General features: G+C 48.9%; 11 protein-coding genes. All 11 read left to right on the top strand.

All coding sequences use genetic code 11. The features are described 5' to 3' along the window. Positions 1-23: 23 nt before the first annotated feature. The 11 genes from ACN6MV_RS23940 (at position 24) to ACN6MV_RS23890 (ending at position 11987) form a co-directional block, all read left to right on the top strand. Positions 24-1205 carry an exonuclease SbcCD subunit D gene (locus ACN6MV_RS23940; RefSeq protein ID WP_419885018.1) on the top strand — a complete coding sequence of 394 codons (1182 nt, stop codon included), beginning with the start codon at positions 24-26 and terminating at the stop codon, positions 1203-1205. Between the two features lies 1 nt (position 1206). Beyond that, positions 1207-4623, top strand: coding sequence for an AAA family ATPase (locus ACN6MV_RS23935; RefSeq protein ID WP_419885017.1), 3417 nt, complete (start codon positions 1207-1209; stop codon positions 4621-4623). Positions 4624-4987: 364 nt separating this feature from the next. Further along, positions 4988-5347 (top strand): histidine triad nucleotide-binding protein, encoded by a 360-nt coding sequence (locus ACN6MV_RS23930; RefSeq protein WP_042130338.1) that lies wholly within the window; start codon positions 4988-4990, stop codon positions 5345-5347. A gap of 140 nt (positions 5348-5487) precedes the next feature. Beyond that, positions 5488-5661, top strand: coding sequence for a 30S ribosomal protein S21 (gene rpsU, locus ACN6MV_RS23925; protein ID WP_036657994.1), 174 nt, complete (start codon positions 5488-5490; stop codon positions 5659-5661). 15 nt (positions 5662-5676) lie between these two features. Beyond that, positions 5677-6120 (top strand): GatB/YqeY domain-containing protein, encoded by a 444-nt coding sequence (locus ACN6MV_RS23920; protein ID WP_042190953.1) that lies wholly within the window; start codon positions 5677-5679, stop codon positions 6118-6120. A 238-nt stretch (positions 6121-6358) separates the two neighbouring features. Then, on the top strand, positions 6359-7723 hold the full coding sequence (locus tag ACN6MV_RS23915) for an NfeD family protein (protein ID WP_419886807.1): 1365 nt from the start codon (positions 6359-6361) through the stop codon (positions 7721-7723). Between the two features lie 63 nt (positions 7724-7786). After that, entirely contained in the window at positions 7787-8788 is a 1002-nt protein-coding gene (floA, locus tag ACN6MV_RS23910; protein WP_042130335.1) for a flotillin-like protein FloA, read from the top strand. A gap of 18 nt (positions 8789-8806) precedes the next feature. After that, positions 8807-9358: a hypothetical protein gene (locus ACN6MV_RS23905; RefSeq protein WP_419885016.1), complete on the top strand. Its 552-nt coding sequence runs from the start codon at positions 8807-8809 to the stop codon at positions 9356-9358. A 170-nt stretch (positions 9359-9528) separates the two neighbouring features. After that, positions 9529-9822 carry a sporulation protein YqfC gene (yqfC, locus tag ACN6MV_RS23900; RefSeq protein WP_042130332.1) on the top strand — a complete coding sequence of 98 codons (294 nt, stop codon included), beginning with the start codon at positions 9529-9531 and terminating at the stop codon, positions 9820-9822. Next, entirely contained in the window at positions 9819-11000 is a 1182-nt protein-coding gene (gene yqfD / locus ACN6MV_RS23895; protein ID WP_042130330.1) for a sporulation protein YqfD, read from the top strand. The genes yqfC and yqfD overlap by 4 nt, the downstream gene beginning before the upstream one ends. A 15-nt stretch (positions 11001-11015) precedes the next feature. Then, positions 11016-11987: a PhoH family protein gene (locus ACN6MV_RS23890; RefSeq protein ID WP_042130328.1), complete on the top strand. Its 972-nt coding sequence runs from the start codon at positions 11016-11018 to the stop codon at positions 11985-11987. Positions 11988-11995 lie beyond the last annotated feature (8 nt).

Raw genomic sequence — 11995 nt, 5'->3', positions numbered from 1 at the left:
TAGAGCGGGGAAAGAGGACGAAGATGCGGATATTGCATACGGGAGATTGGCACCTCGGCCGAACGCTGGAAGGAAGAAGCCGGCAGAAGGAGCAAGAGCAGTTCATAGATGAATTGGTGGAGATCGCCGATTTTCATAAAGTGGATTTGATTCTGATGGCGGGAGATGTATATGACTCCGTTAATCCACCAGCGGCTTCAGAACAGCTATTCTATGAAGCTGCTGCTAGGCTGACTTCAGGGGGAAGACCACTTGTTGTGATCGCCGGAAATCATGACCAACCGGAGCGCGTATCTTCTGTTTCACCGCTTGTATTAAGACAGGGGATTACATTGGTGGGTCTTCCTACTTCTGAGCCAGTGACTATTCATGCTGCGCGTACGGGTGAGATTGCTAAAATCGCAGCCCTTCCCTATCCCTCGGAGGCACGTCTCGGTGAACTTCTTGCTGGAGACAGCGGGGAAGAGGAGCTTCGACTGGCTTACAGCGCGCGGGTAGGCAAGCTCATGCAGCTGTTGGGACGGGAATTCACACCACAGACCGTGAATTTGGCGATGAGCCATATTTATGTGCTTGGTGGAGTGGAAAGTGATTCGGAACGTCCAATTCAAGTGGGCGGAGCTTATACTGTTGATCCTTCTGCTTTGGCCTGTGGAGCGCAATATACGGCACTGGGTCATCTCCATCGCGCACAGCGAGTTAAGGGGGAAGGAATGATCCGTTACAGCGGATCCCCTCTGGCATACAGCTTTTCTGAAGCAGGGCAAGCCAAGTCGGTGACGCTGATTGATGTTGCGCCGGGTGGTGAACCGACCTTCGAAGAAATTTATCTTCGTTGTGGGCGTCCACTTGTACGATGGAGCTCCACTGGCGGATTACAGGAGGTATATACCTGGCTGGATGAAGGCAGAGATGCTTCTGCTTTTATAGATTTGGAAATTCGGCTTAGTGAGGCTATGTCGATGAACGATATTCAACGCTTGCGCAAATCACGCGAGGGGATCATTCATATTCGTCCGATCTACCCGCAAATGGAGATGGAGCTCGAACAAATTTCCCGTTCGCGTATGCCTGTGCAAGAGTTATTCCGTAAATTCTATCAGCGTCAGACAGGCGGAGCAGAGCCGGAAGACAGCTTGATAGAGCTGTTCTTACAGCTAACCGAAGAAGAACGGCGTCAGCCAGAGGAAGGAGAGGAGAACTAAGGTGAAGCCTATTCTATTAAAAGTAGCAGGATTACAGAGTTATAGAGAAATGCAAGAAATAGATTTTGAAAGTCTGTGTGAGACGGGTCTGTTTGGGATTTTTGGACCTACGGGCAGCGGCAAGTCCAGTTTGCTGGATGCTATTACTTTGGCGATGTACGGGAAAGTGGAGCGCGCTGTTAATGGAACACAGGGGATTATGAATCACTCTGAGGATTCACTCAGCGTGGCGTTTACCTTTGAGCTCACTTCTTCCGCTGGGGCACATCGTTATCGTGTTGAACGGAAGTTCAAACGGACAGGTGAGCAAACCGTCAGTAACACGATTAGCCGTTTCATTGAGATTACACCTGACGGGGATAACGTCATGGCGGATAAGCTCGCAGATGTTACGCGCTGCGTGGAGGAGCATATCGGTCTAAAAATGGATGATTTCACGCGAGCGGTTGTATTGCCGCAGGGGAAATTTGCCGAATTTTTATCGCTTCGTGGCGTAGATCGTCGGCAAATGCTGCAGCGCCTGTTCCATCTGGAACAGTATGGCGATCAGCTTGCAATCAAGCTTAGCCGACGGGTGAAGGAGAATGAGGCTGCGCTCCGCGCGCTCATCGCTGAGCAACAGGGTCTTGGCAGCGCAGGCAAAGAGGATGTAGAGGCAGCGGCGGAGCGCCTCGAGCAGGCCACCCTTTATGCTGCGGAATGCCGCCGAAAGCTGGAGGCGGCATTGCAGGTCTCGGAGCGTTTCGCGCGTATTCGCGAGCTCCAAGAGGATCGCACCCGCCGCGAATTGCAGCGGCAGGGGCTGCTCGCCAAGGAGGAGGAGATTCTCCTCCTTGAACAGAAGCTCGGCCAAGCTGACGAGGCCGAGGCAAGGCTTCCCGCGCTGAAAGCATGGCGCAGCGCGGAAGAAGCCTTTAAGAGCCGATTGGCCCGCGCGGAGGGCCAAGAGGTGCTGGCCGCCGCCGCCGAGCAGGAGGCGGCGCGTGCCGCTGCCGCCGCGGCTGCTGCGCAGGCCGCGCTTGCGGCGGAAGAGCCGGCCCTCCGGGAAGGGGCCGGCACCTACCGCCGCGCGCTCGAGCTCGAGTCCGAGCTCGGGGCGCTACGGCGCGAACTCGCGGCTCTGCGCGAGCGCCGCGAAGAGGCCTCCCGCAAGCTAGCGGAGCTGCGGGAGGGCATGGCCCGGGAGCGTGAGCTTTTGGCCAAGGGCCAAAAGCGCCAGCAAGAGCTGCAGCAGAGCTTGCAGCCGCTCGGTGTCCGCTCCCAGGAGCGGCAGTCTCTGCAAGAAGCTATGCAGAGACTGCAAGGGCTGCACTCCGCCGAATCCCAGTGGGATAAGGCGGAGAAGGAGCGCCGCGAGCGTGCCGCTGCACTCGCGGCTGCGCAGGCGCGACTCGCGGAGGCCGAGGGCCGCCGCGAGCTGCAGGAAGCTTCTCGCGGGCAACTGATCCGCGAGGCGGCGCTGCATCAAGAGAAGCTGCTGGCGACAGAAGAAGCTGCGCGTACCGCAGCGGAGCGCCTGGAGCAACATGTCAGTTCTTTGGAAGCGGCAATGAAGGATCAAGAGCTTCACAGACTGTCGTTAGCACTAGCTAAGGAGCTGGAAGAAGGACAACCCTGCCCTGTATGCGGCAGCGAGCATCATCCTGTACCTGCATTATTGCAAGATAGCTTAGAGCAACAAGAACTGGAAATGAAGCTTCAGCAAGTTCGGGCATTGTCCAGACGGGCTTTGGAAGCTCGTCATTTGTTCCGTGGTCTTCGTGAACAGGATCAAGTATGGCTGGAGCAGGTATTTGGAAATGAAATCATCGAAGCGTCAAATCACCCTGCAGCTGCAGGTTCAGAAGTCATCCCTACTGAGGTTTCCTCAACTGACGTGTCTATTCCAGATGAAAAAGCCTTGGCAGAACTTGAAGCTGAACATTTGGGATTAAAAGGACAGTCAGGTGAACTACGCCGAACTGCGGTACAGTGGCAGCAATCGATGCAGGAGGTCCAGCAGTTGTGCCTCAAAGAAGCGGCAGGTGTCGCAGGTGAACGGAGCTGGGTAGAAGGAATTGCTGCCAAAGCTGAGGAACTCAGCGCCCAGCTAACGGCTCTACGTCAGAACTGGACACAGCAGTTCCCGGATCTGGCACCTGGAGAAGTGGAACAAGCTTACCGTGATCTGTTAGCTAAGGATGCACAAGCTGAAGAAATTAGATCTCGGCTTGATATCAGTGTCAAGTTTCTGGATGAGAAAAGTGTTTCAGTGCAGAACCTTCAAGAGACCATAACGGGGCTGGATAAAGAGCTGGCTCAGTGGATCACACAGATCGAAGGCAAGGAAGAATTGCAGCGTGAAAAAGATCAGCGACTACTGGAGTGGACGAATGGTCGTGCAGCTGCTCCTCTTCTAGCGGAATGTGAAGGACGTCTGCAGGAATTGTTAACTGCTCTGGAGACAAGCAAGCAGTCGCATCTTGCAGCGGCGGAGAAGGCTCAGCATGAGGTTAAGGAAGCAGCGATTACTCGCCAGGCTGCAGAATCTGCGCGTGAACATTACGTAGCAGCTACCAGTCATTGGGAACAAAGCTTGGCATCTTCACCGTTTAGTTCAGCTGCTGAGGTTGAAGGAGCAGCGCTCACACCCGAAGAACGGGAAATCGCTTCTTCCAGGGTACGTGCTCATCGTGCCGAAGAAGCTGAAGTCTCCTTGCAGCTGCGTAACATTGAAGAGAAGCTTGATGGGGCCAGCTTAACTGAAGAGGAATGGCAAGTAAGCCAGATCACCTTAAGAGAAAGCAAGACTGAGGATGAAATATCTCTACAAGCTAGAGCACGTGCAGAGCGTGATCTGGAGGATTTGCGGCATCGGCATATTCGCTGGATGGAGCTTGAAGCTCAGCGGATTGAGCACGCTTCTTTGCAAGATCAGCTATCCAAACTGCAGACCGTCTTACGTGGGAATGCCTTTGTGGAGTACATTGCGGAGGAGCAGTTGATGCAGGTGTGTCAGTCCGCTTCTCAGCGGCTTCGTTTCCTGAGCAAACAGCGTTATGCGCTGGAGGTTGATTCGGGTGGCGGCTTTGTAATCCGAGATGACGGGAACGGCGGGGTAAGAAGACCTGTCTCAACTCTGTCTGGTGGAGAGACCTTCCTCACATCCCTTTCCCTGGCACTTGCTCTTTCAGCTCAGATCCAGCTCCGCGGACAATATCCGTTGCAGTTTTTCTTTCTGGATGAAGGGTTTGGTACACTCGATCCAGAGCTGTTGGATACAGTGATTACTTCACTTGAAAGATTGCATAACGATCAGCTGTCGGTTGGCATTATCAGCCACGTCCCAGAGCTTCGTGCAAGATTACCGCGTAAGCTGGTAGTAGTTCCTGCTGAACAGGGCGGCGGAGGATCTCGTATCCTTTTGGAAAAAATGTGAAGGATTTTAAACTGTGTGATTGATATCACAGATACAGTATCATCGCGCTGTTATAATACAGCTAAGCCGACATTACTTTAGAAACACCTCGGCGGACGTATGACAGGGAAAGTACTCCTTTTCATACGTCCGCCGCCGAATCAGCTTTATAAGCTGTGAAGGGTGTTTCTCTTTTTTTGCCTTTTTTGACCCACGGGTGTTTTTATAGAACGACTTAATTTGTTAAGGAATTTCATTCTGTAATAGATACAGTTTTAGAGAGTGGATGTTGAATCTCCTAGCGTCTTTCGTAATTGGTGATTATCCTGTATGATTATCTTATGATGAAGCAAAATTTCACCAATTTTTAGGAGGCAAGCACTCTATGGAGACCGTGTTCAGCAAAATTATTGAGGGTACTATTCCTTCCAAAAAAGTATTTGAAAACGAACGTATTCTTGCATTCTACGACATCGAGCCGGCTGCACCGGTACATGTGTTGATCATTCCAAAGAAGTTCATTGCTTCCATGAATGATGTTACACCTGAGGATCTTCCGCTGATTGCAGAAATTCACAGTGTAGCGCAACAGATCGCTATCGACCTTGGGATTGCTGAGTCTGGTTATCGTTTGATCAATAATTGTGGTCCGGATAGTGGACAAGCTGTGCCTCATCTTCATTATCACTTGCTTGGTGGGGCCAAGCTGGGAGCTCTCACAGGAAACTCAGCTTCTCACGCATAAGTACAATCATTAAATGTTGAAGAACTTGCCAGAAAAAAAGAATAACACGAAGGTTGACACCCTATTTCCGTTTGACCTATAATGGAATTTGATAAACCGTGTTATGCTCTTGGACGGTATGGTCGGAGGGAGGGGAAACTGTGTCTGAAACGAAAGTTCGCAAAAACGAGACAATTGATGCTGCACTTCGTCGCTTTAAACGTTCCATCGCAAAAGATGGTGTCTTGGCTGAGGTGAAGAAACGCAAACATTACGAAAAGCCAAGCGTTAAGAAAAAGCTGAAGTCTGAGGCTGCTCGTAAGAGAAAGTTTTAGGAGGATTACCCACGCATGAATCTTAGCGAGAGATTGAACGAAGATATGAAGCAAGCGATGAAGAGTAAGGACAAGTTCACGCTCTCCACGATTCGAATGGTTCGTTCTACAATAAAGTATCTTGAAATAGATTTGAAGAGAACATTGGACGACAACGAAGTGCTTGATATCCTTAGTCGTGAAATCAAACAGCGCAAAGATGCCCTCCAAGAATTTGAATCAGCGGGTCGCGATGAGCTTGCCGCGAGTACGAAGGCAGAAATCGAGATTATTATTAAGTATCTTCCCGAGCAACTTTCCGAAGAAGAAATTAAAGCAATTGTACAGCAGACCATCCAGGAAACCGGTGCTTCTTCGAAAAGTGAAATGGGTAAGGTCATGAGCGCACTGATGCCTAAGGTCAAAGGTCGCGCCGATGGTAAACTCGTGAACCAAGCGGTTCAGCAATTTCTGCAATAATATAGCGCCAGCACCCCTTGTAAAAGGGGTGCTTTTCTTTGAATTATAAGAAATTATTAGTTTCACACCATACTTTATCCTTATAATTCTCGCATAAACGCTTACCGTCCTTATTTGGACGCTGTAGGCGTTTTAGCTTGTTTTGAAACGTAAATCCGTTTTCAGCGTAATAACGTTTATGTGTCCCGGGTCAAGTTGAAGAAGGGAGGTAAAAACATTGAAAAGATTACGGAAAATAATGTTAGCCAGCATTCCCGTTGTTTTGCTGTTACTGCTATTAACACCGTTTATCCCGAATGTAAGCGCTGATGTAACAGCTCCAAAAGCGCCGGAAGCTGCAAGTGGCGAGATGAAGAAAGGCCCTGTGTTTATTATTCCGGTTGATCAAAAAATTGAAAGAGGTCTGCAAAGCTTTTTGGAAAGAGGGTTTGCAGAAGCTGCTAATTATGGCGCAGTTCTAATTGTACTTGAGGTGGATACACCGGGTGGATTGGTGAATTCAGCAGAACAGATTGGGACCATGGTAAGAGATAGTGACATACCAACAGCTGCATTTATTAAAGGTGATGCCGCTTCTGCAGGCAGTTACATAGCACTAAACGCAGGTGCAATCATCATGAAGCCGGGCAGCATGATCGGTTCAGCATCTCTCGTGGATAGTAGCGGCCAGAAAGTAGATGACGCGAAGATGGTGTCCTACTGGAAATCGAAAATGATTGGAGCCGCTGCTCTAAATGAGCGTGATCCTGATATTGCTGCGGGAATGGTCGATAGTAATTTAGTTGTGGATAAGCCGGATCTAGGGGTATCTAAAGCGCAGGGCGAAATTATTGCCTTGTCTAGTGAAGAAGCTTTAAAAGCTGGCTATGCTGATCAAATTACAACCACTCCTGAAGAGGCGATTACTTGGTTAGGTTATACTACAGATGACATTTTTCGTGTGGAGCATACGGGTGCCGAGAAAATGTCGCAATTTCTGACGAATCCGATTATTATGACGATTCTGTTATTCATCGGGATCACAGGTATTGTGATTGAGTTGATCGTACCGGGCTTTGGTGCACCTGGGATAATTGGAACATTAGCCTTTGTTTTATATTTTTTCGGAAATTCTGTAGCAGGGTTTGCCGGATCTGAGACTTGGCTTTTATTCATAATCGGACTTGTCATGCTTGTGCTGGAGCTGTTCGTGCCGAGCTTTGGGATATTGGGGTTACTCGGTTCCGTGAGTCTTGTGGCAGGTGTCGTACGCGCAGCATACAGCTTTACACATGCATTGTTTAGTCTGGGTATCGCATTCGCGGCTGCTATTGTAGTCATTGTGATTGTGGCTGTCGCATTTAAAGAACGTGGAATTTGGAATAGGTTTATTTTGAAGGATACGCTTTCTAAAGATCAGGGATTTGTTCCTGTTGAAGAGAAGTTAAGCCTAGTTGGAGCTATAGGAAATAGTATTACGCCACTTCGTCCATCCGGAACAGCTATGATTGGCGGCGAGCGGGTAGATGTCGTTACAGAAGGCAGCTTTATTAGCGTTAATGCACCGGTCTCAGTTGTAAAAGTTGAGGGCGGACGGATTGTGGTGAAGGAAATTAAAGAATAAGGTAAAAGATAAAGGGTATGAAGAATTGAAGCTCCACAATAATTTACTGGAGGTTATAAGGTTATGGAAGCATCTTTAATTACTTTTTTGTTCATCGCGGTAGTCGTGATCATTTTGTTGAGCGTATTTTTAAGCTTCTTCCCGGTCATGCTCTGGATTTCAGCATTGGCGTCAGGGGTAAGAATCAGCATTATTACACTAGTGGCGATGAGACTGCGTCGAGTAACACCAAGTCGCATCGTTAATCCAATGATTAAAGCGACTAAGGCAGGTCTTGGATTGAATATTAATCAACTGGAGAGTCACTATCTCGCTGGTGGTAACGTAGACCGGGTTGTTAATGCGCTTATTGCAGCACAACGTGCAGATATTCCTCTAGAATTCACTCGTGCAGCGGCTATTGATCTTGCAGGTCGCGATGTACTTCAGGCTGTGCAAATGAGTGTTAACCCTCGTGTAATTGAAACACCGGTTGTTGCGGCTGTCGCTAAAAACGGGATTGAAGTGAAGGTAAAAGCACGTGTTACTGTACGTGCCAATATCGACCGTCTCGTGGGTGGTGCAGGTGAAGAAACAATCATTGCCCGTGTTGGTGAAGGGATTGTAACAACAGTGGGTTCGAGTGATTCACACAAAGATGTCCTGGAGAATCCGGATTTGATTTCCCGTACAGTATTGTCCAAAGGTCTGGATTCAGGAACTGCTTTTGAGATCCTATCCATTGATATTGCGGATATCGATGTGGGTAAGAACATCGGTGCTTATCTTCAAACCGAGCAAGCAGAAGCAGATAAACGTATTGCGCAAGCCAAGGCAGAAGAGCGCAGAGCAATGGCTGTTGCTCATGAGCAAGAGATGAAGGCACGTGTAGTTGAGATGAAGGCGCTTGTTGTTGAAGCTGAATCTCAGGTACCTATGGCGATGGCTGAGGCGCTCAGAAATGGTCAAATCGGTGTGATGGACTACATGAACATCAAAAATATTGAGGCGGATACGCAAATGCGCGGCTCCCTCGGCAAAATGAATGATCAGGACGACAATAATCGTCCTAACAATAACAAATAAAAGGGGATGTGAATCTCCATGAGCTGGATCTATATTGTTGCGGTAATTATCTTCGCGATTGTATCCAATGTGAACAAGGCTACGAAGAACAAGCCCAAAGGTGCTACACGCGGAGGAATGCCTACTTTTGGTGGAGGAGAAGGGAATCCTCTCCGCCGTAATAAGGATGTAGACGGGAACGGAGCCCGACCGGAACAGTCTGGCAGTGGTTTTCCAACCCCTGTTACTACATCCTCCCGTGAGTATGACGCATCACCTGCCTTTCCAGAGCCTGCCTACATCCCAACGCCAGATTATTCTACTGGAGAAGGTATGTCTTTGGAGTACGCTGATGACGGAGTTGAACTGCGCACACAAAGAATGCAGGAAGAGGTGCGGCGTCTTCAATCTGCTTTTGATGGAATAGCAGGAGCGGATCCCAAGTCGAAGAAGACGAAGAATTCGTCCTCTGACACAACTGTTCAGTCAAATAGAACAGGGAATAGGGATGAACTGCGCAATGGTGTAGTCTGGGCGGAGATTCTAGGACCTCCGCGTGCTCGCCAGCCGCATTCCACCCGACGATCGTAATTTCGAGCATAGTAACAATTAAGCCTTGGTTTTCCTATTTTTGCGATAGGAGGCCAAGGCTTTTTTTTGCATTTTTTTTACCTGGAAGGTGCTCCTTTATTACTTCTTCTCATAAACAAAAGCGTTGCCGCATAAGGTGTACAGAAGGCAGGAAGGGGGAACGTCTACTTATGACCCGTATTGGCCGCAGGCTGCGGGGATGGACAAACGGGGTGCTAGATCTACCACAGGATTTATTACAGGAAATGCCCCGGATCACCCTGATCGGCAACAAAGAACTGTATATCGAGAACCATCGCGGCGTGCTGCATTTTTCATCAGGCCAGCTTAAGCTCGCGTTAGCTAAAGGATCGCTTGAAATCACGGGAGAGAATCTTGTCATCCGCAATATTCTTGGCCAGGAACTGGCGGTAGAAGGCATTATCGGAGAGATCAGATATAACGAAAGCGAGGGGAAATCATGAAGGAACCACCTCTTTCAGCACTGCGGGGATCCGTTACACTGCTTGTGACGGGGCCTCAGGTGGAGAGATTTATTAATGTCATTTCTGAAGCAGGGATAGTGATTTGGGATGTGAGGCCCGCTGAGGGCGGCGCTTCCCTTAAGCTGCTTCTGGATGATTTTTATGTCCTCCGTCCGATTTTAAAAAAGACAGGCTGTCGGATGCACGTTACAGGAAGAAGCGGACTACCATTTCTGATGGCGCGTCTGTGGAAACGGAAATTTTTTGGCATAGGGATATTGGTATTCGGGATTACGCTCTTTATGTTATCTACAATGGTGTGGAGCATCAGAGTCGAGGGGAATGAAAAGATCGCCTCTGAGGATATATTGGCTGCTGCTCGCCAGGAGGGCGTGTATCCTTTTCAATGGATATGGCGTCTGGATGAGCCGGACAAGCTCTCTAAGGGGCTCCTAGCCCAATTACCTGGCGTTTCATGGATAGGGGTGCAGCGGACGGGGACGAGCATTAAAATTCAAGTGGTAGAATCTAAACAGCCGGATATCAAACCTCTACTTAGTCAGCGGCATTTGATTAGCAGAACAGATGCGGTGGTAACTGAAATATATGCGGAGCAGGGCAGACCGGTTGTGGCTCGAAACTCTCGGGTTAAAAAAGGCGATATCCTGATCTCTGGTGCTCTAGGCGACGAAGAAAATGTACAGTACGTGGTAGCCAAAGGTGAGGTTAAAGGTCTAGTATGGCATGAATACAATATAGAGGTGCCCCTTACAACAACGAACAGCTCATATACAGGGGAACGTAAGGATCGAACCTATCTGGTGCTTGGCAAATGGGCTATACAGCTATGGGGTTATGGCGAATCTCTTTTCGAGAAATCACGGACGCTTACTGAGCATGATCCGCTGTCCTGGCGGTCCATTAAGCTGCCGCTGGGCCTAATGACTGAGAAAGAATTGGAGATTAGTGAAACGAGTGAGACGTTGACTCCCGAGGCTGGATTTGAAAAGGGAATCGAGCGGGCGAAGAATGATATTTTGGCGCGTTATGGCGTTGATAGCGTCATCAAAAGTCAAAAAGTTTTGCATGAGAAGAAAGAGAATGGTAAAGTTTATATGAAAGTGATCTTTGAAGTAGAAGAGAAAATTTCCGAAGAACTGCCAATAGTAAACAATTGAGGAGAATGAGGCTACTTGTCAGAACAGACTGCAAGCATTCGTATAACTTTGCAAAATGCGGGAGAAGCGCAATCGCTGTTCGGCCCGCAGGATGGATTCCTAAAAATCATCGAGAGTGAAATTCCCGCTATTATTGATTCCCGTGAAGCAGAGTTAACGATACGTGGTGCGGAGCGGGAAGTAGACATGCTGGAGCAATTGTTTAATGTGCTGCTGTCCCTCATTCGGGGCGGATACATACTTACTGAACGTGACGTGCAGTACGCTGTGGAGCTGGCGAAAGACTTTCGAGTCGATCAATTGCTCGATTTGTTCAAAGGAGAAATTACAACAACTTTTCGTGGAAAGCCTATCCGTGTCAAAACGATTGGCCAGAAGCATTATGTGACAACGATCAAGAAGCGTGATATTGTATTCGGAATCGGTCCTGCAGGAACAGGGAAGACCTACTTGGCAGTAGTGCTTGCAGTTACGGCACTAAAAGAAGGTTCTGTTAAGCGTATCATTCTTACGCGTCCCGCAGTAGAAGCAGGAGAGAGTCTAGGGTTCCTCCCAGGGGATTTGCAAGAAAAGGTAGATCCATACCTCCGTCCGTTATATGATGCCTTATACGACGTTATGGGGCCCGATCAGGTGGCTAAGGCGCTTGAACGGGGATTAATTGAAATTGCCCCGCTGGCTTATATGCGCGGACGTACGCTGGATGATTCGTTTATCATCCTGGATGAAGCGCAGAATACAACGCCTGAGCAAATGAAAATGTTTTTGACTCGACTCGGCTTCGGGTCCAAAATGGTGATTACAGGTGACGTTACCCAGATTGACCTGCCCCGCGGCAAGAAATCCGGTTTGATTGAAGCCAAAGCAATTTTATCCGGCATAGAAGAACTTGGCTTTGTCTACTTTGCGGAACAGGATGTAGTACGGCATTCCCTGGTGCAGAAAATAATCGTTGCCTATGACCGCTCTGCCGAAAACCTCCAATAAAGGGGATT

The organism is Paenibacillus sp. B-A-8 (genome assembly GCF_048572915.1).
GTDB lineage: Bacteria > Bacillota > Bacilli > Paenibacillales > Paenibacillaceae > Paenibacillus_AQ.
The sequence above is the reverse complement of the archived record's forward strand: the minus strand, read 5'-3'. Positions and strand labels throughout refer to the sequence as shown.

Excerpts from the sequence above, each read along its gene's own strand:
- ACN6MV_RS23940 (WP_419885018.1), top strand. The coding sequence starts at position 24 with ATGCGGATATTGCATACGGGAGATTGGCACCTCGGCCGAACGCTGGAA.
- ACN6MV_RS23930 (WP_042130338.1), top strand. The coding sequence starts at position 4,988 with ATGGAGACCGTGTTCAGCAAAATTATTGAGGGTACTATTCCTTCCAAA.
- ACN6MV_RS23920 (WP_042190953.1), top strand. The coding sequence starts at position 5,677 with ATGAATCTTAGCGAGAGATTGAACGAAGATATGAAGCAAGCGATGAAG.
- ACN6MV_RS23915 (WP_419886807.1), top strand. The coding sequence starts at position 6,359 with ATGTTAGCCAGCATTCCCGTTGTTTTGCTGTTACTGCTATTAACACCG.
- floA (WP_042130335.1), top strand. The coding sequence starts at position 7,787 with ATGGAAGCATCTTTAATTACTTTTTTGTTCATCGCGGTAGTCGTGATC.
- ACN6MV_RS23905 (WP_419885016.1), top strand. The coding sequence starts at position 8,807 with ATGAGCTGGATCTATATTGTTGCGGTAATTATCTTCGCGATTGTATCC.
- yqfC (WP_042130332.1), top strand. The coding sequence starts at position 9,529 with ATGACCCGTATTGGCCGCAGGCTGCGGGGATGGACAAACGGGGTGCTA.
- yqfD (WP_042130330.1), top strand. The coding sequence starts at position 9,819 with ATGAAGGAACCACCTCTTTCAGCACTGCGGGGATCCGTTACACTGCTT.